This window comes from Metamycoplasma auris (genome assembly GCF_003253435.1).
Classification (GTDB): Bacteria; Bacillota_I; Bacilli_A; order Mycoplasmatales; family Metamycoplasmataceae; genus Metamycoplasma; species Metamycoplasma auris.
Window position 1 is genome coordinate 1 of record NZ_QKUB01000015.1, and the last position, 4,905, is coordinate 4,905.

Genomic DNA, 4,905 nt, shown 5'->3' on the forward strand with positions numbered 1-4,905 from the left:
TTTTTCATCACAAAACATCTTCTCAAGAAGTCTATTTTTTGTGTTTTTTAACAAAATTAACTTACGCTGATGAAGGGTGATTAGTGAATCTAGGTTAGAAAATAGTGAAGAGATTTTTAGTTTTTCAGTAAACTTAGGAACCTTTATTTTAAATATAGAAAATTTTGATATTCAATGTCTTTCGTGAGCATTCGGTTCAAAATTTAAACTTTTAATTAATAGGTAGTTAAAAAATAAATTATCATCATCTAGTTTATTTGACAATAACTTGATAGCTGAACTTTTAATCTTAAAATTAAAATTAATAAAGTGTATTGCTGTTGTAAAATCATCGAATATTAGAACAGGTTTATCATTACTACTAAATCTAATTCCAGACTTTTCTCTTGTATAACCTAATATAAAAGTTTTTCCTGCAGTTAGAACAGGAACTCCTGTCCTTGTATATTTATCGGATCTAACAATATACTTTGTTGGTTGTTCATAGGTCAATAAATTTCCCAACTTTTCCTGTTCTCAAGCGTTAGTAAATTCCTTAAATCTGATACTTGGAAATAACTTTTTTTGCTTCATTTTAATTACCTTCAAGTATTTTTATTAATTCATTAATAGCTCTCATATCGCTTTCTTCACCTTTAAGATCCTTTAATAAATTTAATAATTCTTTTTCACTATTTAAAATTTGATCATTAATATCATCTAATGTGTCTTCATATTTTTTAGATAATAATTCAAATTTAGAAACATAACTATCGATTATATCAATTGGTTTTTGATTGAATGTTTTAATGATATTTTCAAGTCACTTAGTTATTAATAACTCATAAAATTCGTCTTCAGCTAAACTTAAATATTTGTTATATGAATCAAGTATTAGTTGTTTGTTAGTTGAATTAAATGTTGCTTTGATTGCTTTTTGTTTTTCATATAAGTTAGAAACTTGAACTATTTTATCTTCTAAAGAATCTTGTTCAATAGATTGTTTTGATTTTTTAATTGATTTTGCTAATTTTTCAATACCATCTTTAATAATGAATTTTTCTTCTTCAAAATCATAGATTTCATAAGTTTTATCTTCTTCATCTATTAAACTTAAAACATTTTTAATTTCACTATTAATTTCTTCTAGTTGTTCTTTTTGCACACTTAAAGAATCATAGATATCTTTAAAATATTTATTTTTAATAAATATAGGATCTAAAATAGTTGAATTTCAATCTTTTATTTTTAAATCATCAGATTTTTTCTTCTTAGATTCTCAAGTCACTATTAATTCATCTCTTAATAATTCTAAATGTATGTTTTGTTTAGTTTCATTTTTATTATCATTGTCATTATAATATTTTGAAATTAATTCTATGTTGTCTTTAATAACATCAAAATTATTAATAATGATTTGATATAGATCATATTTATCTGCTAGATCTATATCATCTATTTGGTTAAAAATATAATCAGTAAGTGATTTTTCTAGTTCAGTTATACTAATGTTTTTAATATCCTCAAGTGATGGTATTAAAGTTTTAAAATGATTTAAAAAGTTAGTTGATAATTGTTTGAATTGATCTATATATTTATTTACATCATCATCGTTATATATGATATCTCTTATTTGATCTTGATCAATTTTTAAATCTAAATAGTTATTTTCATTTAATTTAAACAACTTATCTTTAATGTTTTTAAATATATTAAAGAAATTATTATAACTATCTAATTCTTGTTTACTTATCCCACCAATCATTAATGAGTGAAGATCGTATTGTACTTGTTTTTTGAAATTATCAATATATCTTGAAATATTTAAATTAAAATCATTTTCTTTGATTTCGTCAAATTTAACAATTCTTGAGAATTTTTCAACTTCGATTCTATTATTTACAACATCTGCAATTTTTTTAATTTGTGACTGACTAAATTTATTATTTTTACCTTCTTTTATATAAAGTTGTGAAGCATCTACAAATAAAATATCATTAGTTGGTCTTTGTTTTTTTAGAATCATTATAATTGTTGGAATTCCTGTTCCAAAAAACATTTTAGAAGGTAGTCCTATAATCGTATCAATTTGACCTTTTTCTATAAGTTTTTGACGAATTTGTCTTTCCGAATTACCTCTAAATAAAATCCCATGAGGTAAAACGATAGCCATAATTCCATCCTTAGGATCAACATGGTATAGATCATGTAATAAGAAAGCGTAATCTGCCTTTGTTTTAGGAGCTATTCCATATTCAATATAACGTGAATCTCTTTCGTGAGCTGTTGGGTTTCATTGTTGAGAATAAGGTGGATTTGAAACAACAGCATCAACAACTAAACGTCTATATGTGCTTAGGTCATCATTTTCAAACATAGGTCAATCTTGTTCTAAAGTATCACCTCTTCTTACATGAATTTCAGAAGGATTGATATTTCTCATTATCAGATTCATTCTAGTTAAGTTAAATGTTTCTGATTTAAGTTCTTGAGCATAATAACTAACCGGAGAGGAACCTTTATTATATTTTTTGAATTCATCACCGATATTTAAAAGTAAGGAACCCGAACCACTAGTTGGATCATAAACATTTATTGTTTTTTTATTTCTTAAATGATATGCAACAATTTTAGACATTAATTGTGAAACTTCATGTGGGGTATAGAATTCTCCTGCTTTTTTACCTGCACTTGAAGCAAATTGAGCAATTAAATATTCATAAATAAATCCTAAAAGATCATAATCCTGATTTTTTGTTGGGACTTTATTCATTGTATCTATTAAGTTATTAATTGTTTGTTTTTGTTCTGTTGAATTATTTCCTAGTTTATCTAATTCTTTTTCGAAAATAGAAAAAATACCCTCAAATAAATACTTATATTTTTCATTAATACTTGCGCTAAAATCATTAAAAGCTGTTTGAAAAGCTTGAATATCAAATTTATTTTTATTTTCTATTCAAGAACTAAATAAATTTCTATATTCTATAAAATAACCATTTGCATCAATACAATCTTGTCTGACTACGTCAATATCTTCAACATTTTGTAAGGATGTATTGTTGTCAAATTCAAAATTTGAAAAATCAAATTTATTATCTAAATATTTCAAGTCACTTTTTAAAATACCATTTGATAATAATCAATTTGTTTGTTTTTCGCATAGAAATTTATATAAAAGCATTCCTAAAATGTAATCTTTATATTCATGAGCCTCTAAATTTTTTCTTAGCCTATTAGCTGATTCTCATATAATACCTGCTAATTTTTGTTTTGTTATTTTATTAGACATAATTATCCTTTTTGAACTATTTTGAACTATATTTCTATATCTATTTAATTATAATATTAGAACTTTTTATTTAACAAGTTTTATACTCTATAATAGAGTATAAATTTTAATAATCCAATTTTAAAGCTAGATTTCTAGATTAAAAAATCAAGTGCATTTTTATGCACATGACTTTTTAATAAATGTTTAAAAATATTTTTGTATTTTTGCAATTAATTTATTTAGTTGCATCAATGAAGATTTTCATTGCTTTATTATCAGCTGCATTGATGAATGTTTCATAAGCTTTCATCATATCTGATAGATTGAATTTATGAGTAATCAATTGAGATACTGGTAATTTACCTGTAGATACTGCATTAATTAACATCGGAAGTGTATTTGTATTTACTAATCCAGTTGTAATTGTGATATTTTTAATTCAAAGATTTTGCACATTGAAATCAACTGATTTGCCATGTACTCCAACAATTGAAACATTGCCACCAGGTTTCACAATTTTTTGGCATATATCCCAAGTTTGAGGAATTCCTACTGCTTCAATTGCTACATCAACTCCGTCACAACCAACAATTTCTTTTAGATTATCAAATAATTTGTCATCTGGAACTAATGTATCTGTAGCACCTAGTTTTTTAGCCATTTCCAAACGGTTTTTATCTAAGTCAATAACAATTAATTGCGCAGGAGAATATAATTGGGATGTTAATAAAGCTCCCATTCCTACTGGTCCAGCTCCAATGATTGCAACGGATTTTCCTGGACTAACATTTCCATATTGCACACCAATTTCATGTCCTGTAGGAAGTGCATCTGATAGCATAACTGCAACTTCATCGTTAATTGTTTGTGGATATTTGTATAAACTATTATCTGCAAATGGAACTCTTACATATTCAGCTTGTGTTCCATTGATCATATAACCTAGTTTTCATCCACCTTCTGTTTCGCGGCAGTGTGAATATAATTGTCTTCTACAATTGTCACATTTTCCACAAGGAGTAATACATCCAATTAAGACCTTATCACCAACTTTAACATTGGATACACTTTCTCCAACCTCTTCGACAATTCCAATTCCTTCATGTCCTAGGATCCGACCACTTGCTACTTCAGGATTCTTTCCTTTATAAATTCCTAAATCAGTTCCACAAATTGTTGTTCTTGTTACTTTTACTATTGCATCTGTAGGTTTTAAAATTGTTGGTTTATCAACTAATTCAAGAGAAATATTATGTTCACCGTGATAAACTAAAGCTTTCATTTTCATAATTTATATTTCTAAATCTCTTCTTTATATTTTTCTTACATTTCTTACATAAAAATTATAATGTATTAAAAGACTTATAGATATATAAGTAGTGATTGATTGTTTATGTACTTATTATAATTTCTAATTTATTAATACAAGTGTTTTGACTGACATCCCAATTTCTAAAGAGTTTTAAAATCTTTGTATTACTTTTTTAATGGAACCGTAAAATTTAAGTGTGTTGAAGGACTTCAAATCCCTAATCAATCTAACTAAATTTTACATTATTTCAAAAATCATTTTTATTTTTAAGTTTTTTGTTTTGTGCCAAAGGGCTATTTTTAAAGGCTTAAAAACTTTTTGCCTAGTTTTTAATTTGCCT

At 25.5% G+C, this 4,905-nt stretch carries 3 protein-coding genes; all 3 read right to left on the bottom strand.

Going from position 1 to position 4,905, the window contains the following annotated elements:
- Positions 1-504: restriction endonuclease subunit S (locus BCF89_RS03145; RefSeq protein ID WP_211305424.1), on the bottom strand; the 504-nt coding region annotated here is incomplete at its 3' end.
- A 70-nt stretch (positions 505-574) separates the two neighbouring features.
- Entirely contained in the window at positions 575-3,271 is a 2,697-nt protein-coding gene (locus tag BCF89_RS08670) for a type I restriction-modification system subunit M (RefSeq protein ID WP_111518905.1), read from the bottom strand.
- Positions 3,272-3,488: 217 nt separating this feature from the next.
- On the bottom strand, positions 3,489-4,541 hold the full coding sequence (locus BCF89_RS08675; protein ID WP_277870062.1) for a zinc-dependent alcohol dehydrogenase family protein: 1,053 nt from the start codon (positions 4,539-4,541) through the stop codon (positions 3,489-3,491).
- Positions 4,542-4,905 lie beyond the last annotated feature (364 nt).